Consider the following 24,358-nt stretch of genomic DNA (forward strand, 5'->3'; position numbering starts at 1 on the left):
AGCAGCTTGTCCACTCGGCTTGTGGGGACTTTCTTGTTTGCCCTATCGCCCGTCGGGCTACTCGAGGGCAGGGTCACTTCACCGCCTCGAACAGCTTGTAGCCGCCCGCATCGGCGACCAGCCGCACGCGCTTGAAGGCGGCGTTCAGCTCGGCCTCATAGGGCAGGTGCCGGTTGGCGACGCACCACAGGACACTGCCCTTGCCCAGCAGTTCGGCCGCCTTTCGGATGAAGGCCTGACCCAGACGGCGATCCTCGGCTCCACCGTCGTGGAAGGGCGGGTTCATGACCACGAAATCCAGATCGCCCGCGGCGTCCAGCGTGCGAACGTCGGCCCAGTCGACGGTGACGCGGGCGTCCTCGACATTGCGCCGCGCCGCCTCGACCGCGCGCCGGTCCAGATCGACCATATGCAAAGCTGTCACGGCGGGCGATTTCAGCACGACGGTGCTCAACGCCCCGTAGCCGCAGCCCAGGTCCGCCCCGCGCCCCTTCATCGGCGGCAGGTGCTGGGCCAGCGACAGCGATCCGGCATCGATCCGGTCCCAGGCAAAGACCCCGGGCTGGGACCAGGCATCCAGTCCCTCGACCAGACGCGGAGCGCCTGCGAAAATCGCCTCATCCAGACCTGTCGCCGTCTCGGGCGCGGTGACGACACAGCGGCGATGGTGGGCCTTGGCCGTCTCACCCACGGTGACGCCAAGAGCCTCCAGCTCCTTCTTCAGGCGCGAGCCGCCCTTGTCCTTGGCGGCCATGACGTCCAGCCGTCCACCGGGCTTCAGCGCCCGCAGCGCCAGGGCCAGGGTATAGCGCCGCTCCAGTACGCCGGGCGGGGCATAAATCATGATGTCATCGACCGAACCGGGCGCGACGTCTTCCAGCGAGGTCGAACCGGGGATCAGGGGCGAGACCTGGATCGCGCTATCGGGCGGATCGAAGACGGCGGGCGGGCGGCCATAGAGGAGGGTACTGGTCATCTGCGGCTCCTTATCCGCTTTCAAGCCATAGGCGAAGCTGGCGAGCCCGGAACAAATCCGGCACAAGGCCCCGATGCTGGCCGACTCAGTCCTGAATGCCCCCCCGCCGACCCTGGACGACGCCCGTGCGACCCTGGAGCGGGTCTGGGGCCATGGCGATTTTCGTGGCCTGCAGTCCCAGGTGGTCACGGAGATTCTGGGGGGCCGAAACGTGCTGGCCGTCCTGCCCACGGGTGGGGGCAAGTCGGTCTGCTATCAGATACCGGCCATTCTGCGCCCCGGCCTTGGGCTGGTCGTCTCGCCCCTGATCGCCCTGATGACCGATCAGGTCGAGGCGCTGAAACAGCAGGGGGTGGCGGCGGCGCGGCTGGACTCGGGCGTTTCCATGGACGACCGGTCCGAAATTTGGCGGCAGGCGCGGGCGGGCGAGCTCGATCTGCTCTATGTCTCACCCGAGGGACTGGCCCAGCCGCATCTGATCGATCGGCTGCGGGATCTGCCGCTGTCCCTCATTGCCATCGACGAGGCCCATTGTGTCTCGCAATGGGGACATGACTTCCGACCCGACTATCGCGGCCTGGGGCGATTGGCCGAGCTTTTCCCGGATGTGCCGCGCATCGCCGTGACGGCCACCGCCGATGCCCGGACGCGCGAGGACATCGTCGCTTCCTTGCGGCTGGACGGGGCGCGGGTGCTGGTCGACAGCTTCGCCAGGCCAAACCTGCAACTGTCCGCCGAGCGCAAGGAAAATGGCTCGCGCGCCAAGGCCGACGCCCATGTGATCGAACTGGTCCGCCAGAGGCGCGGCAAGTCGGGCGTCGTCTATTGCGGCAGCCGCGACGGCTGCGAGCGCGTGGCCGGGGCCCTGCGCGATGCGGGCGTCAATGCCATCGCCTATCATGCGGGCATGGATGCGCGGCAGCGCGACCGCCTTCTGGCGCGTTTTCTGGCCGAGGACGGGGCGGTCATGGTCGCCACTATCGCCTTCGGCATGGGGGTGGACAAGGCGGACGTCCGCTTCGTCATCCACGCCGATCCGCCCGGGTCGCTGGAAGCCTATTGGCAGGAAATCGGGCGCGCGGGCCGCGATGGCGAACCAGCCGAGGGCATCACGCTTTACGGTCCCTCCGACATCGCCTGGACGCTGAAGCGGCTGGAGGGTCGCCCGATGGCCGAGGAGGTTAAGGCGGTCCAGGTGTCAAAGGCCCGCCGCCTCTATGCCATGCTGGACGGAGCCACCTGCCGCCCCCAGGCGGTGCGGCGCTATTTTGGTGAAACCGATGCCCAGGTCTGCGGCGTCTGCGACCTGTGTCTCGATCCGCCCGCCGTGTTCGATGCGACGGTCCAGGCGCAGAAGGTCTTGGCGGCGGTCCAGCGTCTGGGCGAACGGTTCGGCAAGACGCGCGTCATCGACCATCTGCTGGGCAAGACGCGGGATGTGCAGGGCTGGGAGACGGCGCTGTCGACCTGGGGCATCGGGGCGGACACCGCCAGTCACACCTGGCGCGACGTGGTCGATCACCTGATGTTCGACGGCCTGCTGGTCGAGGACCCCAACGACGGCAAGCCCCTGATCCGGCTGGGTGAGCCGGAGGCCGTCCGCGCCGTCTATCGTGGCGAGCGGGTCGTGGAGGTCCGCAATGCCCCGGCCCGCGCCTCATCGTCCCCGCGCGAGCGCACTCGCACGGGCCGCAACGCCGCGCTGGAGACGATGGACGCCGACGTCCGCGCCCGGTTCGAGGCCCTGCGCGCCTGGCGCCGTGACCGCGCGGCCGAACAGCGCGTGCCGCCCTATGTCATCTTCCAGGACAAGACCCTGCTGGAAATCGCCATCCGCCAGCCCGGCGATCTGACCGTGCTGGCCGGAATCGCCGGAGTGGGACAGTCCAAGATCGAACGCTACGGGTCGGCGGTGCTGGATCAGCTCAGCCGGATGGCCGAAAGCGCCTAGGCTGCGGTCTGGCCGATGCCGGCCTCGGCCAGCCATTCGACGATCTTGCCCTTGGGCATGGCGCCGACCTTCATCGAGGTCATCTGACCGTCCTTGAAGAGCATAAGGGTCGGGATGCCCTTCACGCCCAGTTTGGACGGGATCATGGGCGAATCGTCGATGTTGACCTTGGCGATCGTCACCTGGCCGGACAGTTCGTCGGCGATCTGCTCCAGGGCCGGGCCGATCTGCTTGCACGGCCCGCACCATTCGGCCCAGAAATCGACCAGCACGGGTGTGCTGGACTTCAGAACGTCAGCGTCGAAGCTGTCGTCGGTGACTTTGACAGTGGCCATGAGAAACGATCCTTCTGACCCGCGCGGCGGGCTGGTTTCATAGCCCTGAATCGGGCCGTTGGCGCGAATGTGGGGACGACGGTCGCGCGGGTCAACGCGCCTTTCCGGCTTAACGCGACAGTGCGGCTTCAAGCAGGGTATCGGGCACCGGCATCAGCCTGGGCCCATCCGTCCAGACCAGGGCGGCTTCGACCGGGCGGACCGGATAAAGCTGTCGCAGGATGGAGACATACAGCGCCGCCTGAAGCACATAGGCCGGATCGGCGTCTTCGATCCGGTCCGGTGCGGGTCGATTGCTCTTGAAATCGACGACCAGAATGCGGTTCGGCTCGATCACCAGCCGATCCATCCGTCCCGAGACAGGTACGCTATCCACGACGCCGGTCAGGGCCACTTCGGCACGCGAACCCGGCCCGAACACGGGCGCGAACCGGGGATCGTCGAGAACGCCGAAAGCTGCCCCGATCATCTCATGGCGCTGCACCTCGTCGATGTCTCGCTCGCGCGACAGCATGCGCAAGGCCGCTTTTGCGCGGTCGTCAGGCGCGATGTCAGGGAGCCGTTCCAGCAGGCGGTGGATCAGGTCGCCCCGGCGGAACCGGCCCAGCGACACACCCGATTTCGCGAGCGGCGATGGCGCAGCGATGCGCACGGCACCCTCCATCGTCGAAGGCGAGGCGAAACGGGCGGCGGTATCGGGCGCGGGTTCTGTGCGTGCCCAGGCCGGGACCTCGATTGTCTCGGCGACGGCACCGACGCCCACCGCAAGGACGGCCGGATCGACACCGAACCTCTGACGGCCGTCGCCGATGTTGCGCACCTGCGCGCCGAGACGCTCGAAGGTCTCGGTCAGGACCGCCCACCAGCTGCCCTCGTCATAGCCCAGCTTCGACTTGCCGCTGCCACGCCCCAGGATCACGATCCGGTCCCGCGCCCGCGTCAGGGCGACGTAAAGCAGTCGCAGCGTCTCGGCATCGACCCGGTCCTGACGCGCCTGACGCGCTTCGCCCGAGGCCTCGCAGTCTTCTTTCTCTGAGCCAGGGCACATCAGCCAGGCCTCGGTTCCGTCCGGTTGTTCCACCGGCATCAATGTCGGCCCCTGCGCCTTAGCCCGCGCCGTGGTGTCAGGCAGGATCACGATCGGTGCCTCAAGCCCCTTGGCCCCGTGCACGGTCATGACACGTACTTCGCCCCGCGCCCCCTCCAGCTCGCGCTTCACCTCGACGTCGGCAGCCTCCAGCAGGGCCAGGCAGGTTTCCAGATCGGTCGCGCCGCGCTGTTCGGCGGCCAGGACCTGGTTCAACGTCTCGTCGATCGCCTCCTCCGCCTCGCGCCCCAACCGGGTCAGGACGCGCGCCCGGCCCGAGACACCTGTCTCGTCCACCCGGTTCAGCAGGGCCGAAAAGAAGGCGAAGGGATCCCGATCGCGGGCCCCGATTGCAAAGGCCAGCAGGTCGCGCGCCCGCCGCCATTCCGTGCGCTCGATCGCCCGACGCTGTAACTCCTGCCACAACCTGCGTCGCTTCGGATTCGATCCCGCCAGTTCGTAAAGCCCGTCCTCGTCCACGTCGCAGAACGGGCTGCGCAGGATGCCCGCCAGGCTGAGGTCGTCGTCGGGGAACAGAACGAACCTCGCCATCGCGATCAGGTCGTCAAATACGATATGCGACGACAGCTTCAGCCGGTCCGCCCCTGCCACCGGCACGCCGGCGGATTTCAGGGCGCGGATGATCTCCTCGAACGTCGCGTCGCGGCGGCGGACAAGGATCAGGAAATCGCCGTAGCCGCAGGGGCGAAGTTCCCGTTTAGCCTTGTCCTGCACCGCCACACCGGTCTCGACCTGGCGCTTGATCTCGCGGGCCAGGTCCCCGGCCATCCGCTTGCGCGCGCTCTGGACCGGCTCCTGATCCAGCGGGTCGTCCCAGGCGTCGCGCTCGGGCGGTTTTTCGTCGATGTAGAGCGGCCACAGGTCGATACAGCCGTGATCGCCCGCGCGCATGGCTTTATGAGGCGGGATGGCCGCGATCTCCTGCCCGACCAACGCAGTGGTGCGCGCCGGGCCTTCGAAGACCGCGTCCACGAAGGCCAGAATCTCGGGCGTGGAGCGGAAAGAGGTGGCCAGTTCGACGCCTTCGAAGGCCTGTCCTGCCCCGCGCACCAGACCGTCATACCGCTGCGCCTCCTGCCGCAGCCGCTCGGGCCGTGCGCCCTGGAAGGAATAGATCGACTGCTTCTCGTCGCCGACGGCGAAGACGGTCCGGTCCACATGACCGGCCCCGAAACGCTGCGAGCCTTCGCCCGCAAAGAAGCCTTCGGTCAGGGCCCTCAGGATGTCCCATTGCTCGGGGGCGGTGTCCTGCGCCTCGTCGATCAGGACGTGTTCGATGCCGCCGTCCAGCTTGTACAGAACCCAGGCGGCGCTGGCCCGAACGGTCAGCAGCTCGACCGTCCGCGCGACCAGATCGCCGAAGTCGAGCGCACCCTTCTTTTCCTTGGCCTGGTCATAGAGGGCACCATGCGCCTGGGCCAGGGTCAGGACGTGGACGGTGTCCTCGGCGACGCGAGCCTTGCGCACCTGTCCCAGTGCCGAGACCACCTTGTCCTGCATCGCCGTTAGCCAAGCCTTGGCATCAGGCGGTGCTTTGCTGGTCGCGATCCGGGACCTTGCTTTGCCTTCGGTTAGAAAGACTCCGGCTACCGCTGGAAAAGTCCAGTCCGCGCTCCACATTCGCTCGGCGCACTTTTGGTCATCCGCACTGCCGGTCGCCATCTGTTCGGCGACGGCCAGCCATTCGGCGTGGTCCAGCCAGCGCATGAAGTCGTCCTGAATAGACGCTACGTCGCGGTCTGGATCGGCCCCGACCAAGGCGTGCGGGCCGGGGGCCAGTCCCTCGACCACGCGGCGGGTATAGTCGATCAGACGGACGCGATCCTGCTCCACCCGGGCCAGCAGGGCCTCGAAATCGGGCCAGCTCAGCTCGACCGCGAAATGGGCATAGGCCCGGCCGATCGCGCCGTCCTCGTCCTTCAGGGCTTCCCGCGCGAGATCCTCGCGCGCGCCGTGCGACAGAGCCGTCGCGGCCTGATCCTCCAGCACGGTGAAACCCGGCGTGACACCCGCCTCGATCGGAAACCGCCGCAGCAGCTTTTCGCAGAAGGCATGCAGGGTCTGGATCTTCAGCCCGCCCGGCGTATCCAGCGCCTTGGCGAACAGCTGGCGCGCCTTGGACAGGTCCAGGTCCGACAGCGCCGCCTCATCCCGCCCGTCCAGATCGGCCAGCGAACGGGCCAGCGCCCGGTCGTCCATGACCGCCCAGGCCCCCAGACGGTCGAACAGCCGCGCCTGCATCTCGGCGGCGGCGGCCTTGGTATAGGTGACGCACAGGATCTCGCCGGGCTGGACTTCCTCCAGCAGCAGACGCGCCACCCGGTCGACCAGGGTCGAGGTCTTGCCCGACCCCGCATTGGCGGTGACGAAGACCGACTGGCGCGGGTCGGCCGCCGCGATCTGATTGGGGTCGGGCAGGATGCGGGCTGAGAGGTTCGCGCTCATGTCTCGCCCTCCTCGCCACCGACGACATGCCATTCCCAGACGCGGGCCAGATGGTCGTAGTTGCCGCCGAAATTGCCCATGAACTGAGGCGCGACCCAGCTCAGATAGGGGGTGCGTTCACTGTCGAACCGCGCCACCCGCGCCTTCAGACCGGCGAGCGCCGCCTGCGAAAGATGCGCCGCCTCCGCCCCCTCCGCCAGGGTCTTCGCCTCGCCCGGCACCTTGCGCCCTACGACGCGGACGTAGGTCAGCTCCTCCGGCTCAACCGGGCCGGAGGTCTTCGATCCCGCCTCCGCCAAAATGGCCCCGGTCAGGGTCAGTTGGGGCGAAAAGCCGGTCTTCAACTGTTTGGCCGAAGGGATCTGTCCGGTCTTGAAATCCAGAACCGCCGCGCCGGACCCCGACAGCTCGAGCCGGTCCGCCTTGGCCGTCAGGGTGAACGGCCCGGCGGGGGCGTCGAACGTCAGGGACAGCGTCTCCTCTACTCGGATGTCGATGCCGCGCGCGCGACGCCGCATCTCGAACCCGGCCAGCCAGCGGGCGGCATTGCGGGCCAGCGGGGCCTCGCGCGCCATGGCCGCGTCCTCGAAGCCGTGGTGGGTCAGTTCCTCATGCAGCAGCTTGGAAATCTCGCCCTCGCAATCGTCGGGCAGGACGTCGGGCCAGCTGAGGGTCAGTCGCTCCACCGCCTTGTGCACAGCCTGACCACGCGCGATGGCCTCGGCCGACTGACCGGGCCGGTCCAGCTGCCGCAGGTTCAGCACATAGCGGGCATAGACCGCGTAAGGATCGCGCACCCAGCGTTCGACGCCGGTCACCGGCAGTTGTCGCGGACGGCGCTCGACCGGCGGTCGGGGCGCGGGGCGGCGGGCATAGCCCGGCGTGGTGCGGGTCGGGGCGTCCAGGGCGCGGGTCTGATGCAGCTGGATCGACGGCTGGTGCACGCGCACAGGGGTGGCCTCGGAATCAGCACCGCGCGTCAGCATTTCCAGCCGCCACAGCCAGCGCGACTTGACTGCTGGCTGGCCGCCGCGGCGCTCGGAATGGACCAGGATGGCGTCATCGGCGCAGGCCGCCTGGACGAAATCCTGGGCGGTCTGGCCCAGGCGACGCTCGGGCGGCGGCAGGCCCAGACTTTTGCGCATCGGCCGCGACAGGAAGGGATCGGTCGGGGCGGCATTGGGCCAGACGCCCTCCTCCAGCCCGGCCAGGATCATCCGGTTGGCCCGCACCAGCCGTGCCTCGATGGCCCCCAGAATGCGCAGGCGCGGCTGGCTGGCCCCACCCGTCCGCACCGTCTGTTCCGTCAGAAGCGTCGAGACCAGATCGGCCATCTCGGCCGGCGCCACCGGCGGCAGGGCCGCACCACCCTCGATAAGGCTGGACAGCAAGGCCGCAGCCGCCTCTCCATCCGGACCGGCCCAGACCTCGGAGCCTGCCAGACTTTCGATCAGGCGGGTCAGAGCGCGCGCCGCCTCGTCCAGCGAGTCGGTCGGCAACAGGGCCGGGCGTGCCCTGCCCGACAGCGACTCCAGTCGATCCAGCAAGTGTCCCGCCATTGCGACATCGGCCCTTGTACGGTCCGAAGGCAGTTGGCCGTCGTCACGAGGCTGTGTAGCCTTAAGCAAGGCGCGCCGTGCCCCGGCCCAGTCCCGGCGGCGGGGGCCGCGCAGGGCATGACGTTCCATAGCTGCAACCGCCTGCCCGTAATCGGCGTCGTTCATGTCGATCCGGACCAACGGATGTTTCAGCAGGCCTAGCAGCACATGCGGGTCCAGCGGCTCGGCCATGAACCGGGCCACCAGATCGACCAGCCGCCCTGCCGCCATCCGCGACAGCGGCTGGCCGGACGAACTGTCTGCCGTGATCCCCCATCGCTCCAGCCGCGCCTCCACCCGTCGCCCCAGGGCCAGGTCGGGGGTGACCAGGGCACAGGTCTTGCCGGGCTCTACCAGAGTCTCGCGCATCATCAGAGCGATGGCGGCGGCGGCATCTTCCTCAGCCCGGACCGTGACGACCGACAGGCCCTCCAGCCCCTCGGCGATCGGATCGGCAGATTGTAAGCTGGCGGCGCTGGCGCGTAGATCGCGGATCGTCTGGCGCCAGTCGGCGGTGGACTTGGCCGGACGCAGGGCCTCGTTGAGCAGCCGCTGGCGCGCGCGACCACGCGATGCGGTCTCGGCTGGTTCGGGCGGCTGGAACCAGGGCCGGACCTGATCGCGCGCGACCGCGGCACGGTTCAGCAGACGCCAAAAGGCGTTCTGCGGGTGCTGTTCGCTTTCACCCAGGTCTTCCCAGACACGGGCATCCAGATCGAAGTCCAGCCCGGGCAGAACCACGCACCCCTGCGGCGCCGCGGCGACGGCGGCCAGCACGTCGGCGGCGGCCGGTGCGGACCCGGTCGAACCGGCGGCGATCACGGGCTGCTGCGGCGGGCGCTCGGTCCAGGCCGTGGCCAGCAGACGCAGCAGCTTCGCCCGACGCCAGGCCGGATCGACCAGGCCCATGGCGTCAAGCCGCCGGGGCCAGGCCTCGACGGCCAGACCCAGGAACTCTGCCGACGCCTGCCAGTGCTCGGCCAGATCGCCCTCGACCAGGGTGGCGACCCGCGCCACGTCCTCGACCTCTTCCAGCTGGCAGGAATCGAGAAAGTTGCCCAGGGCGTCGGCCATCTCCAGCGCCCGCAGGGGAGTCAGGCCGGGCCGGAAATCCTCGACAATCATCCGCGCCATTTCGAACCGGCGGGTCAGGGGGGCGATCGCGGGCGGCAGGTCCAGACCCAGTTCGCCGGGCGCGAACGGCGGCTCGTCCTCCTCCAGATCGCCCAGCGGTCGGACCTGCGGCAACAGCAGGGATCGCCCCTGCGCCTGACGGGTCAGCGCCGAGGTGAAGGCCCGCGCCGCCCGGCGATTGGGCAGAAGGATGACGGCATCGGACAGGGACTCGGGCGGATGTTCGCCCAGCCAGGCCAGAACGCCCGCCGCCAGATCGTCCAGAAACGGCCGTCGCGCCTCGATGGCGTACCAGCGCGGGGAGGGGCCCGAGAAGGGGTCGAACGCCGTGTTCATCCGCCCTGCGCCAGCCGGGCCTCGGCCTCGTCGCGGGCCTGGGGATAGCCGACATGCATCCAGTCGCCGTCCAGCACGCAGCCATAAAGCCGCCCTGCCGCCGCCGACTTCCGCCACAGGCCGCTGAGGGAGAACGGCCCCTCGGGACCCTCGGCGACATAGTCGGGCCGACAGATGTGGACGCCCATATAGGCGAACGGCGCCGACGCCGCCTCGCCCCTGAATGTCAGCCGCCCATCGTCCGCCAGAAAGAAGTCCCCGTCGCCCTCGAAGCCGATGGATCCCTCACGGCGGGCCAGCAGCAGGGCCGCGTCCATATTCTCCGAGTCCCACAGGCGAGACAATTCAGATAGGGCGTTGCCCCGGTCTAGCCAGACGCTGTCGATATTGGCCACGAACACCGGCGCGTCGCCCAGCAGGGATGCGGCCTTCTTCAGCCCGCCGCCGGTTTCCAGAAGCTCGGCCCGTTCGTCGGAAATGAAGATCTCGGGCCCGCGCCCTCGTGCGGCCAGATGCGCCTCCAGACGGTCAGCGAACCAGTGGACATTGACGACGGCCTTTTCGACGCCCGCGTCCGCCAGCCGGTCCAGCACATGGTCGATCAGGGCGCGTCCCCCGACCTCGACCAGTGCCTTGGGCCGGTCGTCGGTGAGCGGACGCATGCGGGTGCCCAGACCAGCGGCGAGAACCATGGCAGTTTTTGGGGCGGTGCTCATCGGCGGCTGTCCTCGGGCACGTGTCGGGCGAACCAGTCGCGGACCGGCTCCAGCCCCGGCTTGTCCAGATTGGCACTCAGATGCCGCCACATGCGCGGCATAAAGGCGCGATAGCGCGGCTTGCCATCCCGCACGATCAGGCGCGCGAAAATGCCCAGGATGCGCGCCTCGTTCAGTGCCGCCAGACCGGCATAGTCCTGCATGAAGGCCTCGCGCTCGACCTGGGGCCGCAGGGCGAAATAATGATCCAGAGCCCGGGCCTCCAGCGCAGGCGACACATCCCGTCGCGCATCCTGGAGCAGGGAATGCAGGTCCCAGGACGGATGGGCCTTCACCGCGTCCTGAAAGTCTATCATGCCGACCAGCGACGGGCCTGCCCGCTCGTGCAGCCGGATCAGGTTCTCTGCATGGTAATCCCGGTGCGCCATGACGGTCGCCCCGTCCTCGCCCCGCGCCACCACCGGAGTCCAGGCCGAGTGCCAGTCGTCGATGGCGGCGGCGTCGAAAGTGAGACCTGGCTCCAGTTGGGGCATCCACTCCACGAACAGATCGGCCCCGCCTTGCAGCGCCGTCGCGTCGTAGGTTTGTAGCGGCCAGTCGCCCGCCGCGCCGTTCAGGACATCCGGTGTCGGAGCCTCATGAAGCCGCGCCAGTGCCTCGACCGCCGCCAGATACAGCGGCTCCTCCGGCTCGCCCGCTTCGATGACCCGCGCAAAAAGATCGTCCCCGAAATCTTCAAGAACGGCCAGCCCGGCCGCGGCATCGACCGCGATGATCGCGGGCGCAGACAGACCCAAAGAGCGCAGATGCGCGGCCACGGCCGCGAAGGCTTCGATCCGCCCCGCAGACAGGCGGGCCGTGGCGTTCCAGCCGGAGACGCGGCGTTGCTCGGGCGTCCAGGCAGGGTCGGCAGGCGGACTCTCGGCCGAGGCGGCTTGGTCCATCAGCATCAGGGTGGTGCCTGAGGGCAAGGTCAGCCGCTCATAGCGACGCGTGGACGCATCGCCGGGCAGCGCGACACGCACGGCCTCGCCCAGACCGGCGGCCTTCAAAAACTCCAGACGTTGATGCTCGCGGTCAGACATGCAGATCCTTCAACTTGGCTTCCCACGCCCCTACGCCAGAAACGGTCGCAACACGTCCCTCGCCGTCTTCGGACAGTGTGACGATCAGGCGGTCCGGCCCAAGCCAGGCGGCGGGATCGTCGCCCAGACGTTCGGGCCATTCGATGACGGCAAAGCCGGTGTCCAGTGCCTCGTCCAGCCCGATCTCGACCGCCTCCTCCGGCCGGGTCAGGCGGTAGAGATCGAAATGGGCGACCGGCGGCTCGCTGTCATAGAACTGAACCAGGGTGAAGGTGGGCGAGGGCACATCCTCGTCGGGCCGCGTCAGGGCGCGGATCAGGCCGCGCGCCAGAGTCGATTTTCCCATGCCCAGTGGGCCGTATAGAAGCAGGGCTTCACCGTGTCCCATGAGTGGGGCAAGCGTAGCGCCCAACCGTGTGGTGGCGTCGGCATCAGCGAGAGGAAGGGTCAGCCCGCTCATGCGAAATCCGCATCCGGCTGGCCGGGCAGGACCCGTTCGGTGAAGGCCTTCAGCGCATAGGTCGCCTTGCCCGCGTCGATGTCCAGCCGTCGGGCCGGGATCGGCTTGCCGACCTTGAGCTGGAAGGCCCCGCGCTTCTTGTTGAGCAGTTCGTGGAACAGGGTGATGTCCCGCAGTTCCTGCGAGAACCGGTCGAACAGATGGAACAGTTTCGACGTCGGCCCGGCCACATGGATGGGCACCACGGGCGCGTCGTATTTGCGGGCCAAGGACGCGGCCGTCTGGGCCCATTCGGGATCGGTCAAGCTACCGTCGGGGCCGACGCGGGCCAGCCGGCCGGCGGGGAACATGACCACGCAGCGTTCCGCCTCGAACGCCTCCTTTGCGGCCTGAAGCGTGGCACGGGTCTTCTCACGCGTGCGCTTCTCATGCACCCATTCGACCGGGATGATGGCCTCCCCCAGGCGCGGGGCGACACGGATCGCATCGGCGTTGGCGAAGAAGATGGCGTCGTCCCGACGTTTGCGCACCGCGTCGAAGACCGCGATGCCGTCGGCGATGCCGGTCGGATGATTGGCGACGATCAGGCAGCGACCGCTGGCCGGTATCCGCTCCAGATTCAGGGTCGAGACCCGCAGATCCAGCAAGTTGCTGACGTGGTGCAGCGCCTCCTGGCCCGACAAGGGCAGGATCGCATCGGCCATCCGCACGGCATGCCGAAACCCCAGCAGGCGGTACAGCAGCGGGCGCACCACCGGCCAGAATACCGATCGGGTCAACCGCGGAGCCCGCTCGGCGATCAGCACCTCGCAGATGTGCGGTGCAGGCTTTGTCTTTAAGGGGGCCGAAGCGGTCGGGGTCATGCAGGTCCGGTTGTCGCCGTTTGCATGGGCCTCCGCAAGCGGCCCGGCTTTGCCGGGGCGAACGACGGTGCTAGGCCAGTCGCCTGATTGAGGAGAACCGTCCGATGCGCCACCGCTCCCTGCTTGCCAGCGCCTGCTGCGCCCTGGCGCTCGTCGCTGCCGTCCCGGCCCTGGCCGAGGCCCACGCCGTTGTGGCACCCGCCGCGGCCACATCCGCCCAGAGCCAGACGCCCTTCACCTACCAGGACATGATCCCGGCCAATCGCCTGGGCGATCCGCAGGTGTCGCCGGACGGGCGCTGGGTCGTCTATTCGCTGACGACCACGGATGTGGCGGCGAACAGCCGCGCCGGCGCACTGTATGCTCTGGACCTGACCAATCCGGGTGAGCCGGTGCGTCTGGCCATCAATGAGGGCGGGGCCAGCACAGCGCGCTGGGGGGCGGACGGCAAGCTGTACTTCCTGTCGGGCCGGTCCGGCTCCAGCCAGGTCTGGCGGGCCGAGGCGGACGGCACCGGACCGGTGCAGGTCACCGACCTGCCGACCGACGTCAACGCCTATCGCCTGAGCCCCGACGCCGGGCGCGTCGTCGTGTCCCTGGCCGTCTATCCCGAGGCCGAAACCCTGGCGGCATCGGTCGCGCGCGCCCAGGCCGTGGCGGCCCAGAAGAACACCGGCCAGGTCTATGACCGCATGTTCGTGCGCCACTGGGACACCTGGAACGACCACACCCAGAACCATCTGTTCGTTCAGGACATCGGTGCCACCGGTGCCGCGATCGGCGAGCCCGTCTGGGTCACGCGCGGCTTCGACGGCGACACCCCCTCCAAGCCCTTCGGCGACGAGAGCGAGTTCACCTTTGCGCCTGACGGCCAGTCGGTCGTCTTCGCCTCGCGTCAGGCCGGTCAGTCCGAGCCCTGGAGCACCAATTTCGATCTGTATCAGGTCTCTGTCTCGGCTCCGGGACAGCTGAACAACCTGACCGACGACAACGAGGCCTGGGACACCGGCCCGGTGTTTTCGCCCGACGGTCGCACCCTGGCCTATCGCGCCATGGCCCGGCCCGGTTTCGAGGCCGACAAATACGCGGTCTTCCTGCGCGATGTGGCCTCGGGGCAGGTGCGCCAGATCGCGGCCAACTGGGACCGTTCGGCGGACAGCCTGCAATGGTCGAAGGATGGCCAGACCCTGTACACCACCGCCGGTGACGTCGGGCAGACCCGTCTGTTCGCCATCGATGTGACCAGCGGCTCCGTCGTGCCGATCACGGGCGAGGGCCATGTCTCGGCCTTCCAGCAGACGCCGTCCGGCTTCGTCTTCGCCCAGGACAGCCTGACCCGGCCCAGCGAGCTGTTCGTCAAGACGTTCCGGGGTCGCGAGATGCCGATCCGCATCACGAATGTGAACCCGCAACTGGACGACCGTGCCTTCGGCGAGGCCGAGCAGTTCACCTTCGCTGGCTGGAACGGCGAGGAGGTCCACGGCTATGTCATCAAGCCCGCCAATGCGGTGGAGGGCCAGAAATACCCGGTGGCCTTCCTGATCCACGGCGGGCCGCAGGGCTCGTTCGGCAACAGCTGGTCCTACCGCTGGAACCCCATGACCTATGCGGGCGCAGGCTACGCAGTCGTGATGATCGATTTCCACGGCTCGACCGGCTACGGCCAGGCCTTCACCGACTCCATCAGCCAGCACTGGGGCGACCGCCCTCTCGAAGATCTGCAGAAGGGCTGGGCGGCGGCACAGGAGAAGTACGACTTCATCGACGGCGAGAACGCCTGTGCGCTCGGCGCGTCATACGGCGGCTATATGATCAACTGGATCGCGGGCAACTGGTCTGGCGAGTTCAAATGCCTGGTCAATCACGACGGCGTCTTCGACACCTTCGGCATGGGCTATTCGACCGAAGAGCTGTGGTTCACCGAGTGGGAATATGGCGGCACGCCCTGGGAAAACCCGCGTGGGTATCAGGAATTCAACCCGGCCAACCACGTCCGCAACTGGCGCGACCCGATGCTGGTGATCCAGGGCGATCTCGATTTCCGCATTCCGACCGCCCAGAGCCTGTCGACCTTCACCGCCCTGCAACGGAAGGGGATCGACAGCCGGCTGGTGGTCTTCCCGGACGAGAACCACTGGGTGCTGCGCCCGGCCAACAGCCAGCAGTGGCACAACGAAGTGTTCGGCTGGCTGGACAAGTATCTGAAGCCGGCGGAGTGATCCGGGGCTGACAACAGCCAGAAGCCCCGCAGTCGACCGGACTGCGGGGCTTTTCTTTTTAGGACGCTATCTCTCGGCCCGCGGGACCTCGTTGCTTGAGCGCGCGCAAATTAGCGCGCGGCGATCGACCGGGTCAGATTGACGTAGCGATCGTGTTCGCGGGCGGTCATGCAGCGCGGCATGGACCAGGTCTCGCCCGTGCGGCGCACTTCGACGGCCTGGCGCGCGGTGATAAACACTGGCGCGGCACCATATTCGCGGGTGAAGGCGACGCGGGTGGCGGCGTCGGCGTCGCAGACCATAACGGCCCGCGGCTGGGCGACCTGTTGCGACGCGCGCGGGGCGGGCGGAAGCTGCGTCTGGTTCTGCGTCGAGAAGTTCTGGGCCAGGGCAGGGGCGGCGCTGGCCAGAACCAGCAGGGTGGCGGCGGAAACTGCGAACAAGCGCATCAGGAAATCCTCCAAATCATCCCGAATTCGCTCCGGGTTCGGACATAAGAATGCGCTCTTTTCTGCATTTGTAAAGTTTTGACGACAGTTTCGGGAATGAAAAATGACGCACGCGGCGAGTGTCGACCGGCAGGGCATTAATTTCGTTCGAGATTGAGCCGAAGCGCGGCTTCGTGCGTATCTGACGCGAAGCCGCATTCAACAGGACACCCATGACCCGAAGAGGCCTGTTCGCCCCCCTGCTGGGCCTTGCCGCCGCCGCCTGTTCGCCGCTATCGCTGCTGAATGCGGTCGGGCCGCGCGATCGCGGGGCCGGGCGGATCGCCCGGGACCTGCCCTACGGTGACGACCCGCGCCAAAGGATGGACGTCTATGCTCCGGCCCAGGCCGCGAACCTGCCCGTTCTGGTCTTCTTCTACGGCGGCGGCTGGGATTCCGGGGATCGCACCGTCTATGGCTGGGCGGCGCAGGCTCTGGCCGCGCGCGGCTTCGTCGTCTTTGTGCCTGACTACCGTCTGGTGCCCCAGGTCCACTTCCCGGCCTTCATCCAGGACGCGGCGGAGGCCACAGCCCGCGCGGGCGCGCTGGCTGCGACCTATGGCGGCGACCCGGCCCGCCTGGGCGTCATCGGCCATTCCGCCGGGGCCCATCTGGCCATGATGATCGCGCTGGACCGGCGCTACATGGCGGCCGTGGACCAGCCGACCCTGATCAAGGCGGCTGCGGGTCTGGCCGGACCCTATGAGTTCCTGCCCTTCGACGTGGCCGCCTCGCGCAATGCCTTTGGCCGCGCGCCCGACCCGACCCTGACCCAGCCGGTTACCTTCGCCCGCGCCGATGCGCCTCCCCTGTGGCTGGGCCACGGCACCGACGATGTCGTGGTGCATGACGAGGACACCACCATCCTGTGCGAACGGATGACCGCCGTCGGCGGACGCTGCGAGGCCAAACTCTATCCCGGCCTGAACCACGCCGACCTGATCGCGACCTTCTCTCCCCTGTTCCGCAAGAAGGCCCCCGTTCTGGACGACGTCACCGGCTTTATGCGCCGCGAGCTGGGCTGAACGCGCGCTAAAGCAGCGAGCAACCGCCTTGCGAGCGCTAGCGCCACAACAAAGCGTGGCCGTCTCGCCAAGGTCATCTTCTTCCGCTAGGGGAGATCATGACAAACACAATGACAGCCTCGACGCAGGCCCTGGCGGCACTGGACCGCCTCGAAACCCTCTACGCCCAATCCGTCGCGAACTTGCGCGCCGCCGTGGGCAGCTTCCTGAAAACCGGCGAACGCGCCGATGCCGAGGCCCGGGCCAAGGGCCTGTTCGCCTATCCCGAACTGCGGGTCAGCTGGTTCGGCGACCGGCCTGAAAACCTGGCCAGCCGCGCCTATGCCCGCCTGTCCAGGCCCGGCGTCTATGCGACCACCGTAACCCGGCCGGACCTGTACCGATCCTATCTGCTGGAACAGCTGACCCTGCTGGAACAGGACTATGGCGCGACATTCGAGGTGCGCCCGTCCGAACAGGAGATTCCGTTTCCCTATGTGATGGACGGCTCGGACGTCGTGCTGGACCGGACCCAGACCGCCGCCGTCGCCCGCTATTTCCCGACCACGGACCTGGCTCATATCGGCGACGAGATTTCCGACGGCCTGTTCGACCTGGGCAAGGACTTTCCGCTGGCCCAGTTCGACGGCCTGCGCACCGACTTCTCCCTGGCGCGCTTGCGCCACTACACCGGCACACCGGTCGAGGACGTCCAGTCCTATGTGCTGTTCACCAACTACAACCGCTATGTCGACGAGTTCGTGCGCTGGGCCTGCGCCCAGCTGACCGACCCGGACAGCGCCTATGAGACCCTGTCCTGTGCAGGCGGCGTGTTACTGACGCGAGACACGCCGGATCTGGAGGCGGCGGCGATGGACGCGGCCTGGAAGAAGCACCAGATGCCGGCCTATCACCTGACGGCACCCGGCCATGCGGGCATCACCCTGGTCAACATCGGGGTCGGGCCGTCGAACGCCAAGACGATCTGCGACCACCTGGCCGTCACCCGCCCGCACGCCTGGATGATGATCGGCCACTGCGGCGGCCTGCGTCCCAGCCAGACGATCGGCGACTATGTCCTGGCCCACGCTTACTTGCGTGACGACCACGTGCTGGACGCGGTACTGCCGCCGGACATTCCGATCCCTTCGATCGCCGAGGTCCAGCGCGCCCTGTACGACGCGGCCAAACAGGTGTCCGGCGCGCCGGGCGAAGAGGTCAAGCGTCGCCTGCGCACCGGCACGGTCGTGACCACCGACGACCGGAACTGGGAGCTGCGCTATTCCAAGTCGGCGCTGCGCTTCAACCAGTCGCGCGCCGTGGCCATCGACATGGAATCCGCCACCATTGCCGCGCAAGGGTACCGCTTCCGCGTCCCCTACGGCACGCTTCTCTGCGTGTCCGACAAGCCCCTGCATGGCGAGATCAAGCTGCCGGGTCAGGCCAACCGCTTTTACGAGGGCTCCATCTCGGAGCACCTTCAGATCGGCATCCACGCCATCGACCTGCTGCGGGCCGAGGGCAACCGCCTGCATTCCCGCAAGCTGCGCGCCTTCGACGAGCCGCCGTTCAGGTAATGTGAATCTCCCTCCCCACTTCGGGGGAGGGAGATTTCTCGGCCTATTTCTTCAGCCGCCGGGCATTGGCCACGGCCGTGCGGTGGATGGGCTTCAACGCCTCGGCCTGACCCTTCAGCAGTTCGGTGTTGAGGGTCAGCATCTGGCCCGCCGCCCGGCTCCACCAGCCCAGGGCATAGCTGACTTGCGCCTGCATGGCCGCCGCCGGGGTCGAGGCCCCGGCGATAGCCGAAGCGGCGCGGCTGGCCAGGCCCGCCTCGGTGACGGCATTGGCGTTCAGCCGCTGGCCGATGTCGCCGAAGGTCTTGCCCATGGCCGCCGCCGATTCCGACAGGGCCTCGATCTTTTCGCTGCTCATCAGCGACATTTCCTTCAGGTCGACCTTGGCCGGATCGGTCATGCCGTCGGCCATGATCTTCATCCGGGCGGCGATCACGTCACCGGCCGCGCTCAGCATCTCGCCGCCGGACAGGGCTGTGTGGCTGGCCGAACTGGCGTTGCGGGTCAGCTTGCGGCCGGTTTTCACGGCGCGATCGATCTGTGTCATGGCTCAGCCCTGCGCCTCATTCAGGCCTCCGGCAAGACCTCGTTGGAGAAGTCGGCCACATCCTTGAGCAGGGCGGGCACGGCGGCATCGATGATGGTCTGGCCCTTTTCCGGACTGGCCTGAGCCGGATCGGAGCCGATACGTCCGTCGGGAAAGCGTGCGCGGTAGTCGAGCGCATCGCGGATCGGCCCGGACGGTGCGATCTGCGGGCTGTAGTCGGCGGTCTTGATGTGTTGCGGATAGGCGGCCTGGGTCACCGCGATCTCGGAGGGGGTGGCATGCATGCCATGGCCGGTCGGGAAGAGGCGATTGCACAGGCTGTTGACGCCCGGCAGGTCCCACCAGTTCTTCAGCTTCAGCACGAACGGAGGCCGCTCCTCGACGAAGCTCCACTCCGCATAGATCTCGGCGAAGGTCGCCTCGATGGTGGCGACATTGCCCCCGTGGCCGTTCAGGAAATAGATCCGCTCGAACCCGTGCCGGCTCAGAGACGACACCCAGTCGGTGATCGCGGCCATGAAGGTCGAGGGGCGCAGGGAGATGGTCCCCGCAAAGGCCAGATGATGCTGGGCCATGCCGATGTTGAAGGTCGGGGCGACCACCAGATTTTCATCGGCCTGCTCCGCCGCATGGGCGATGATCTCGGGACACATCCAGTCCGTGCCCAGAAGGCCGGTCGGCCCGTGCTGCTCGTTGGAGCCGATCGGCACCACGATCGTCTTCGTCTGTTTCAGCCGCGCATCGATCTCGGGCCAGGACGACAGATGGATCAGCATGGGCGACGCTCCTTCAACAACAATGGGTGCGGTTTAGGCCGATTGCCGGACGTGGCCAACCGCGAACGGCCCGCCTTCGGCTTGACCCGGAAGCCTTGGACGGCGAAGCCATGATCATGCCGCCCGTGCCGAACCCCCCAAGACCAAGAGCCAAGACACCCAAGCGCGCACCCCGCGCCCTGGGCTGGCCGCCGGACGAGGATCGCGTCGAGACGATCTTCGAGCGGCTTTCGGCCATCATGCCCGAACCCAAGACCGAGCTGGATTTCGTCGACCCCTTCACCCTGGTCGTCGCCGTCGCCCTGTCGGCCCAGGCGACGGACGTCTCGGTCAACAAGGCCACGGATCGCCTGTTCAAGGTCGCCGATACGCCTGCGAAGATGCTGGCCCTGGGGGAGGAGGGGCTGGTGCCCTACATCGCCTCCATCGGTCTGTATCGCGGCAAGGCCCGCAACGTGATCGCTCTGAGCCGGATCGTGCTGGAGCAGCATGGCGGGGTCGTGCCGCTGAACCGCGCCGATCTTCAGGCCCTGCCTGGCGTGGGGCGCAAGACGGCCAGCGTGGTGCTGAACGAGCTGGGCATCGAGCCGGCCATCGCGGTGGACACCCATGTGTTCCGCGTCTCGCACCGCCTGGGCCTGGCCAATGCCGCCACGCCGGACAAGGTCGAGGCGCAACTGCACAAGGTCGTGCCTGCCGCCTGGCTGCCCAAGGCGCATCACTGGCTGATCCTGCACGGTCGCTACACCTGCACGGCCCGCAAGCCGAAGTGCGCAGCCTGCGTGATCTCGGACCTGTGCCCGTCGCGCGGCGACCTGATGGCGTCAGGTGAGGCGGCCGCCTAGGCCCCGCGCTTGGCGGCGGGGATGAAGCCGTTAGCCAAGAGCGCATGCAGGGCCTGGACATGGCCGTCGCGTGCCTCGACCGGGGCGGAATCGGACGTCATCACCACCGTCAGCCGCAGGTCCGGCACAACAAAGACCATCTGGCCGCCATAGCCCCAAGCATAGAAGACATCGTGGCCGCGCGCCTTGCGCATCCACCAGCCATAGCCGTGACCGTCGCCCGTCCAGCGCGAGTTTCCGCGCGGCTCCCACGACGCATCGACCCAGCCCTCGGGCAGGACCCTGACACCCTCATGCAGGCCGTCGTTGCGATACAGTTCGCCGAACGCCAGCAGCGCGCGCGGCGACAGGCGCATCTCGTTGCCGCCGAAATAGATGCCCTGCGGGTCGGCAGGCCATTCGGGAATGGTCAGACCCATAGGCTCGCCCAGCAGTTCGCGCGTCAGGGCCAGGGTGGACCGCCCCGACGCCCGGGTCAGTACCGCCGAGGTCAGGTGCGAGGTGCCGGTGGAATAGATCAGCGTCCCGCCCGGATCGCTCTCGAACGGCTGGGCCAGGGCGTAGCGGACCCAGTCACGGCTGGACACCCAGGCGCCGTAGTTGGCTCCGGAAGTCGAGGCCAGACCGGCCCGCATCGACAGAAGATGGCCCACCGTCAGGGCATTCAGGCGTGGATCGGGATTGGCCGGAAACCGGTCGGACAGAAAGCGGGCGACGGTCTGATCCACCCCGGTCAGCAGCCCCTTGCCGATCGCCGCCCCGGCGACGGCAGCCAGCACGGACTTCGAGGCGGACTTGACGTTGACGGCTGTGTCCAGCCCCGGCCCGCGCAACACCTCCTCGACCAGAGGCTGGCCGTCCCGCGCCACGATCAGGGCGCGCATCTTGGGCAGATCACGGGCCGCCTCGACCGCCGACGCCGTCAGGGCAGCATCCAGACCCTCGGTGCGAGGGGCGGAAGCCGGGGCAGGCACCGCCGACTGGCCGCAGGCGACCAGAGGCACGGACAGGGCGGGCAGGCTCAGGCCGGCGGCGAGGAGATGTCGGCGTTTCATGCCCATCGACATGGGGACGCCGCCCCGTCCGCGACAGGCGACCTCACGCCGCAGCCTGGGCCAGCCTGGCCTTCACCGCCGCCGCGAACCGCCGTCCGCCCTCTGACGCAGAGCCCAGGTAGAAGTCCGGCTCGATCAGTTCGGCCTCCATCAGAAGCCACTGCCCATCGGACCCGCGCGCCATGTCGATGCGGGCATACAGCAGGTCCTCGTCGATCGCGGCCAGCGTCTGTTGCGCCAGTGCCCAGGCCCCCTCGGGCGGTTCCGGAAGGGCGACATACTGGCCGCCGTACTGGACCTGAATGCGGAAGTCGCCGTTGACGGGCCGCTTGTTGACCACATGGCTGAGCCGGCCGCCGAAGATCAGCAGGGAGGTCTCCCCCTCGGTTTCGATGGACGGCAGATAGGGCTGGATCATCGCCGCCCCGTCCGGCGCGCCCTCCATCTGTTCGCCGCGCGACAGACGCAGGGTCTGCCAGGCCCCGCCGGAGACACGCGGCTTGACCACCACCGTCCCGGTGCCGAACCGGTCGAAGGCGGCATCGACATCGGCCTGGGTCACACCCTCGACCCACTGCGTCTGGGGCATGGCCACGCCGCGCTCCGCCAGCCGCCGCAGATAGGATTTGTCGGAGTTCCAGGTCAGCACCGACGGCGGGTTCAGCATCCGCACCCCGGCCGCCTCCCACGTCGCGCAGGCCTTCACCCAACGCGCATGATCGCGGTGATAGCCCCAGACGATCAGCGGCAGGACCAGCGGAAACGCCGCCAGCCGCGATCCATCCTCGATGTAGTCCGTCCAAGGCATCGGCTCGACCGCGATCCCCTGGGTCGCCAGTGCCGCCTGCAACCGCTCCAGCACGCCCGGCCACTGACCGGCATAGGACGGATCGGACGGGTCGGGGGTCAGGACGGCGATCTGGGTCATGGCGGCGATCTAGCGCGAAAGCCCCGCGCCGGGTAAGGCCTCGCAATGACCCAGAACACCTCGCCCGAAATTCTCTTCGACGTCTGCGCCGTCGGCAATGCCATCGTCGATGTGCTGGCCCCCTGCGACGACGCCTTCCTGAACGCCCAGGGCCTGACGCCTGGCTCGATGCAGCTGGTCGATGCGAAGCAAAGCGCGGCCCTCTATGATGCCATGGCGGCGGGCGTCGAGGCCTCGGGCGGATCGGCGGGCAATACCGTGGCGGGCGTCGGCTCCTTCGGCGGTCGCGCCGCCTATGTGGGCAAGGTGGCGGACGACACCCTGGGCGGCGTCTTCACCCACGACATCCGCGCCGCCGGCGTGGCCTTCGACAGCCCGGTCCTGACCGGCGGGGCCGAACAGGGTCTGGGCACCGGTCGCTGCCTGATCAATGTCACGCCGGACGGGCAACGCACCATGTGCACCTTCCTGGGGGCCGCCAACCAGTTGTCGGCGGACGACATCGATGCCGACCAGATCGCGGCCTCGGCCATCGTCTATCTGGAGGGCTATCTGTTCGACCCGGCCCCGGCCCGCGCCGCCTTCGAGGCCGCCGCCGCTGCCGCCCACGCCGCCGGACGCAAGGTCGCCATCACCCTGTCTGACACTTTTGTCGTCGCCCGCTGGCGTGCCGAACTGCTGGCCTTCATCGAAGCCTCGGCCGACATCGTCCTGGCCAATGAGGCCGAGCTGGCCGCCTTGTTCGAAACAGACGATTTCGACGCCGCCGCCGCCCGCCTGGCCTCCATGACCGAGGTCGCCGCCATCACGCGCGGGGCCGAGGGCTCGGTGCTTCTGTCCGGCAACGAACGGGTCGAGGTCGCCGCCTTCCCGGTCGACAAGGTGATCGACACCACCGGCGCGGGCGACCAATACGCCGCCGGCGTCCTGCTGGGCCTCGCGCGCGGCCTGTCGCTGAGGGACGCCGGGACGCTGGGGTCGCTGGCGGCGGCGGAAGTCATCGCCCACTGGGGACCACGACCCATGACGTCGCTGGAAGCGCTGGCGAAAGAGGCCGGGCTGGCTCTTAACCCCGCCTGATCGTCACATACAGCGCCCCGTCGCCCCCGTGGTGCCGCGCCGCCGGGGCGAAGCCGGACACGACCCCGCGCAGGGCCGGGCCGGTCAGCCACTCATGGACCGAGCCCCGGATCACGCCTGTGCCGCCGCGTCGCCCCTGACCGGTGATCACCAGTACCGAGCGATAGCCCCGCGCCTGCGCCCCCATCAGAAAGGCGGTCAGGGCGTCCTGGGCCTGAAACCGGCCATAGCCGTGCAGGTCGATCCGCGCCTCGATCGGATCGCGCTCGCGCGACAGTCGCCGCTGGCGACGCGGCTCCAGCACCTCGGGCACGCTGCGGGAGGCGGGGGGAGATACGGCTGGAGAAAAGGACGGCAGCGGCCGGGGCGCAGCCTTGCCCTTGCCGGTGGGAAGGGGCGCCGCTGGAGGATAGGGCTGGACCGCCCCGACGACGATACGCGGAGCCTTCTTCGGCTTGGACGGCGTCACCGATCCGGCCACGCGGGACCAGATGTGCCGGTCGTCGGGGCTCAGATCATCGCGTCTGGTCACGAGGCGGGGCTCATGTCGTGCCGGAGGCGGTCCCGTCGGCATCCTCGTCCGAACCCTGATCCTGCGGCCCCGGCGCATAGGCCAGCAGGTCGCCGGGCTGGCAATCCAGTTCGCGGCACAGGGCATCCAGGGTGGTGAACCGCACGGCGCGGGCCTTGCCCGTCTTCAGGATCGACAGATTGGCCAGGGTCACGCCCACGCGATCGGCCAGCTCGGTCAGCGACATGCGCCGTTCGAGCAGGATGCGGTCAAGCTGGATGCGGATGGCCATGATGTCTCTCTATCTAACGGCAATCATCG

General features: G+C 68.2%; 21 protein-coding genes. 6 read left to right on the forward strand and 15 right to left on the reverse strand.

What is annotated here, in order from left to right; all coding sequences use genetic code 11:
• Window positions 1-73 precede the first annotated feature (73 nt).
• Window positions 74-976, reverse strand: coding sequence for a class I SAM-dependent methyltransferase (locus AC4PRM_RS05030; RefSeq protein WP_492039012.1), 903 nt, complete (start codon window positions 974-976; stop codon window positions 74-76).
• Window positions 977-1,049: 73 nt separating this feature from the next.
• On the opposite strand from AC4PRM_RS05030, the gene recQ reads away from it, so the two are divergent.
• A complete protein-coding gene (gene recQ / locus AC4PRM_RS05035) occupies window positions 1,050-2,927 on the forward strand; it encodes a DNA helicase RecQ (RefSeq protein ID WP_492039013.1) in 1,878 nt (625 codons plus the stop codon).
• On the opposite strand, the gene trxA is transcribed toward recQ, so the two are convergent.
• From trxA to AC4PRM_RS05070, 7 genes are all read right to left on the reverse strand, one after another.
• Window positions 2,924-3,262 (reverse strand): thioredoxin, encoded by a 339-nt coding sequence (gene trxA, locus AC4PRM_RS05040; protein ID WP_373256859.1) that lies wholly within the window; start codon window positions 3,260-3,262, stop codon window positions 2,924-2,926. The two genes, recQ and trxA, sit on opposite strands and share 4 nt — an antisense overlap.
• A 109-nt stretch (window positions 3,263-3,371) precedes the next feature.
• Window positions 3,372-6,815 carry a double-strand break repair helicase AddA gene (gene addA / locus AC4PRM_RS05045; RefSeq protein ID WP_492039014.1) on the reverse strand — a complete coding sequence of 1,148 codons (3,444 nt, stop codon included), beginning with the start codon at window positions 6,813-6,815 and terminating at the stop codon, window positions 3,372-3,374.
• Window positions 6,812-9,883: a double-strand break repair protein AddB gene (gene addB, locus AC4PRM_RS05050; RefSeq protein WP_492039015.1), complete on the reverse strand. Its 3,072-nt coding sequence runs from the start codon at window positions 9,881-9,883 to the stop codon at window positions 6,812-6,814. The genes addA and addB overlap by 4 nt, the downstream gene beginning before the upstream one ends.
• A complete protein-coding gene (gene murU, locus AC4PRM_RS05055; protein ID WP_492039016.1) occupies window positions 9,880-10,599 on the reverse strand; it encodes an N-acetylmuramate alpha-1-phosphate uridylyltransferase MurU in 720 nt (239 codons plus the stop codon). The genes addB and murU overlap by 4 nt, the downstream gene beginning before the upstream one ends.
• Window positions 10,596-11,684 carry an N-acetylmuramate/N-acetylglucosamine kinase AmgK gene (gene amgK / locus AC4PRM_RS05060; protein ID WP_492039017.1) on the reverse strand — a complete coding sequence of 363 codons (1,089 nt, stop codon included), beginning with the start codon at window positions 11,682-11,684 and terminating at the stop codon, window positions 10,596-10,598. Before amgK ends, murU begins: the two co-directional genes overlap by 4 nt.
• Window positions 11,677-12,144 (reverse strand): tRNA (adenosine(37)-N6)-threonylcarbamoyltransferase complex ATPase subunit type 1 TsaE, encoded by a 468-nt coding sequence (tsaE, locus tag AC4PRM_RS05065; protein WP_492039018.1) that lies wholly within the window; start codon window positions 12,142-12,144, stop codon window positions 11,677-11,679. The genes amgK and tsaE overlap by 8 nt, the downstream gene beginning before the upstream one ends.
• Window positions 12,141-13,007 carry a GNAT family N-acetyltransferase gene (locus AC4PRM_RS05070; protein ID WP_492039019.1) on the reverse strand — a complete coding sequence of 289 codons (867 nt, stop codon included), beginning with the start codon at window positions 13,005-13,007 and terminating at the stop codon, window positions 12,141-12,143. The genes tsaE and AC4PRM_RS05070 overlap by 4 nt, the downstream gene beginning before the upstream one ends.
• A gap of 104 nt (window positions 13,008-13,111) precedes the next feature.
• Here AC4PRM_RS05070 and AC4PRM_RS05075 point away from each other — a divergent pair, with 104 nt between their 5' ends.
• Window positions 13,112-15,226: a S9 family peptidase gene (locus AC4PRM_RS05075; protein ID WP_492039020.1), complete on the forward strand. Its 2,115-nt coding sequence runs from the start codon at window positions 13,112-13,114 to the stop codon at window positions 15,224-15,226.
• 110 nt (window positions 15,227-15,336) lie between these two features.
• On the opposite strand, the gene AC4PRM_RS05080 is transcribed toward AC4PRM_RS05075, so the two are convergent.
• Complete coding sequence (locus AC4PRM_RS05080; RefSeq protein WP_373256852.1) at window positions 15,337-15,675, reverse strand: hypothetical protein; 339 nt, start codon at window positions 15,673-15,675, stop codon at window positions 15,337-15,339.
• Window positions 15,676-15,887: 212 nt separating this feature from the next.
• Between AC4PRM_RS05080 and AC4PRM_RS05085 the strand changes: the two genes are divergently transcribed.
• Together AC4PRM_RS05085 and AC4PRM_RS05090 are read left to right on the forward strand one after the other, a co-directional pair.
• A complete protein-coding gene (locus AC4PRM_RS05085) occupies window positions 15,888-16,739 on the forward strand; it encodes an alpha/beta hydrolase (protein ID WP_373256851.1) in 852 nt (283 codons plus the stop codon).
• 110 nt (window positions 16,740-16,849) lie between these two features.
• Window positions 16,850-18,295 carry an AMP nucleosidase gene (locus tag AC4PRM_RS05090; RefSeq protein ID WP_492039191.1) on the forward strand — a complete coding sequence of 482 codons (1,446 nt, stop codon included), beginning with the start codon at window positions 16,850-16,852 and terminating at the stop codon, window positions 18,293-18,295.
• 43 nt (window positions 18,296-18,338) lie between these two features.
• Here AC4PRM_RS05090 and AC4PRM_RS05095 read toward each other — a convergent pair whose 3' ends face one another.
• Together AC4PRM_RS05095 and AC4PRM_RS05100 are read right to left on the reverse strand one after the other, a co-directional pair.
• On the reverse strand, window positions 18,339-18,842 hold the full coding sequence (locus AC4PRM_RS05095) for a phasin family protein (RefSeq protein ID WP_492039021.1): 504 nt from the start codon (window positions 18,840-18,842) through the stop codon (window positions 18,339-18,341).
• 20 nt (window positions 18,843-18,862) lie between these two features.
• On the reverse strand, window positions 18,863-19,618 hold the full coding sequence (locus AC4PRM_RS05100) for a creatininase family protein (RefSeq protein ID WP_492039022.1): 756 nt from the start codon (window positions 19,616-19,618) through the stop codon (window positions 18,863-18,865).
• Window positions 19,619-19,728: 110 nt separating this feature from the next.
• On the opposite strand from AC4PRM_RS05100, the gene nth reads away from it, so the two are divergent.
• Complete coding sequence (gene nth / locus AC4PRM_RS05105) at window positions 19,729-20,463, forward strand: endonuclease III (RefSeq protein WP_492039023.1); 735 nt, start codon at window positions 19,729-19,731, stop codon at window positions 20,461-20,463.
• Here the strand turns inward: nth and AC4PRM_RS05110 are convergent.
• Together AC4PRM_RS05110 and AC4PRM_RS05115 are read right to left on the reverse strand one after the other, a co-directional pair.
• Entirely contained in the window at window positions 20,460-21,518 is a 1,059-nt protein-coding gene (locus tag AC4PRM_RS05110) for a serine hydrolase domain-containing protein (RefSeq protein WP_492039024.1), read from the reverse strand. The two genes, nth and AC4PRM_RS05110, sit on opposite strands and share 4 nt — an antisense overlap.
• 43 nt (window positions 21,519-21,561) lie before the next feature.
• Entirely contained in the window at window positions 21,562-22,446 is an 885-nt protein-coding gene (locus AC4PRM_RS05115) for an ATP-grasp domain-containing protein (RefSeq protein ID WP_492039025.1), read from the reverse strand.
• A 45-nt stretch (window positions 22,447-22,491) separates the two neighbouring features.
• Between AC4PRM_RS05115 and AC4PRM_RS05120 the strand changes: the two genes are divergently transcribed.
• Window positions 22,492-23,526 (forward strand): adenosine kinase, encoded by a 1,035-nt coding sequence (locus AC4PRM_RS05120; protein ID WP_492039026.1) that lies wholly within the window; start codon window positions 22,492-22,494, stop codon window positions 23,524-23,526.
• On the opposite strand, the gene AC4PRM_RS05125 is transcribed toward AC4PRM_RS05120, so the two are convergent.
• Both AC4PRM_RS05125 and AC4PRM_RS05130 read right to left on the reverse strand, forming a co-directional pair.
• Window positions 23,513-24,058, reverse strand: coding sequence for a Smr/MutS family protein (locus AC4PRM_RS05125; protein ID WP_492039027.1), 546 nt, complete (start codon window positions 24,056-24,058; stop codon window positions 23,513-23,515). The genes AC4PRM_RS05120 and AC4PRM_RS05125 overlap by 14 nt on opposite strands.
• Before the next feature lie 10 nt (window positions 24,059-24,068).
• On the reverse strand, window positions 24,069-24,329 hold the full coding sequence (locus AC4PRM_RS05130) for a helix-turn-helix domain-containing protein (protein WP_373256844.1): 261 nt from the start codon (window positions 24,327-24,329) through the stop codon (window positions 24,069-24,071).
• Between the last annotated feature and the right edge of the window lie 29 nt (window positions 24,330-24,358).

The organism is Brevundimonas sp. DW-iso22 (assembly GCF_058725425.1).

Excerpts from the sequence above, each read along its gene's own strand:
- AC4PRM_RS05030 (WP_492039012.1), bottom strand. The coding sequence starts at position 976 with ATGACCAGTACCCTCCTCTATGGCCGCCCGCCCGCCGTCTTCGATCCG.
- recQ (WP_492039013.1), top strand. The coding sequence starts at position 1,050 with ATGCTGGCCGACTCAGTCCTGAATGCCCCCCCGCCGACCCTGGACGAC.
- trxA (WP_373256859.1), bottom strand. The coding sequence starts at position 3,262 with ATGGCCACTGTCAAAGTCACCGACGACAGCTTCGACGCTGACGTTCTG.
- addA (WP_492039014.1), bottom strand. The coding sequence starts at position 6,815 with ATGAGCGCGAACCTCTCAGCCCGCATCCTGCCCGACCCCAATCAGATC.
- addB (WP_492039015.1), bottom strand. The coding sequence starts at position 9,883 with ATGAACACGGCGTTCGACCCCTTCTCGGGCCCCTCCCCGCGCTGGTAC.
- murU (WP_492039016.1), bottom strand. The coding sequence starts at position 10,599 with ATGAGCACCGCCCCAAAAACTGCCATGGTTCTCGCCGCTGGTCTGGGC.
- amgK (WP_492039017.1), bottom strand. The coding sequence starts at position 11,684 with ATGTCTGACCGCGAGCATCAACGTCTGGAGTTTTTGAAGGCCGCCGGT.
- tsaE (WP_492039018.1), bottom strand. The coding sequence starts at position 12,144 with ATGAGCGGGCTGACCCTTCCTCTCGCTGATGCCGACGCCACCACACGG.
- AC4PRM_RS05070 (WP_492039019.1), bottom strand. The coding sequence starts at position 13,007 with ATGACCCCGACCGCTTCGGCCCCCTTAAAGACAAAGCCTGCACCGCAC.
- AC4PRM_RS05075 (WP_492039020.1), top strand. The coding sequence starts at position 13,112 with ATGCGCCACCGCTCCCTGCTTGCCAGCGCCTGCTGCGCCCTGGCGCTC.
- AC4PRM_RS05080 (WP_373256852.1), bottom strand. The coding sequence starts at position 15,675 with ATGCGCTTGTTCGCAGTTTCCGCCGCCACCCTGCTGGTTCTGGCCAGC.
- AC4PRM_RS05085 (WP_373256851.1), top strand. The coding sequence starts at position 15,888 with ATGACCCGAAGAGGCCTGTTCGCCCCCCTGCTGGGCCTTGCCGCCGCC.
- AC4PRM_RS05090 (WP_492039191.1), top strand. The coding sequence starts at position 16,850 with ATGACAGCCTCGACGCAGGCCCTGGCGGCACTGGACCGCCTCGAAACC.
- AC4PRM_RS05095 (WP_492039021.1), bottom strand. The coding sequence starts at position 18,842 with ATGACACAGATCGATCGCGCCGTGAAAACCGGCCGCAAGCTGACCCGC.
- AC4PRM_RS05100 (WP_492039022.1), bottom strand. The coding sequence starts at position 19,618 with ATGCTGATCCATCTGTCGTCCTGGCCCGAGATCGATGCGCGGCTGAAA.
- nth (WP_492039023.1), top strand. The coding sequence starts at position 19,729 with ATGATCATGCCGCCCGTGCCGAACCCCCCAAGACCAAGAGCCAAGACA.
- AC4PRM_RS05110 (WP_492039024.1), bottom strand. The coding sequence starts at position 21,518 with ATGAAACGCCGACATCTCCTCGCCGCCGGCCTGAGCCTGCCCGCCCTG.
- AC4PRM_RS05115 (WP_492039025.1), bottom strand. The coding sequence starts at position 22,446 with ATGACCCAGATCGCCGTCCTGACCCCCGACCCGTCCGATCCGTCCTAT.
- AC4PRM_RS05120 (WP_492039026.1), top strand. The coding sequence starts at position 22,492 with ATGACCCAGAACACCTCGCCCGAAATTCTCTTCGACGTCTGCGCCGTC.
- AC4PRM_RS05130 (WP_373256844.1), bottom strand. The coding sequence starts at position 24,329 with ATGGCCATCCGCATCCAGCTTGACCGCATCCTGCTCGAACGGCGCATG.